Below are 588 nucleotides of genomic sequence, written 5' to 3' on the forward strand. Positions count from 1 at the left end.
GGCTTGGGCTTCAAAATGTCACCTGAACAGGGGTAGGGCTCCCGGTAGTTTAAGGTGGCGCCCGTTAGTTGGCTGCGCTCTATCGCCGCCAACGCCGCATGCCTGATGCCCGGCTGCTCGAGAACCGTCACTGCCGGTTCCCTTCTACGTCCGAAAGCCTTGTGCTGCTTAGGTTTCCGTTGTCCGCTCTGCCAGTCGCCTGCAGGCGCGCCTGGCTGGCCACTGTTCTGTCAGTGGGGGGGTTTGCGGTCGCGCTTTGGGGAATTGCGCGGAGAGGCGCCTGTTGAAGGCCCTTGCTATGGGGGATTGCGGTCGCGCGCGGACGAGAGAAGGCGTCGTATTTGGCCTGATTCTCCGCCCCGAACGCGGCGTAAGGATTCGCCTGGCCCGATTCTGTGACTGGGTTGGGGCTCAGGGGCGTGGCGACAGCCGGTGGCGACGGAATGATGGGCGGAGGCAGGCCAGCCTGCTTCCTCACCTTCGCCACATATCCATTCTTCAGCCCGGAAACGCGGTTCCCGGTGTTGTACTGGCTGAGGGCAGCGTTGAGAGCAGCTTGTTCGTCGCCGAGCTGCTTCCTCGCCTCTT

At 63.3% G+C, this 588-nt stretch carries 1 pseudogene; it reads right to left on the bottom strand.

Going from position 1 to position 588, the window contains the following annotated elements:
• Positions 1 to 127: 127 nt before the first annotated feature.
• Positions 128 to 588, bottom strand: a pseudogene (locus VG556_RS22340) (hypothetical protein); the annotation flags it as partial.

The organism is Stenotrophomonas sp. CASM106 (genome assembly GCF_049384825.1).
GTDB lineage: Bacteria > Pseudomonadota > Gammaproteobacteria > Xanthomonadales > Xanthomonadaceae > Stenotrophomonas > Stenotrophomonas muris.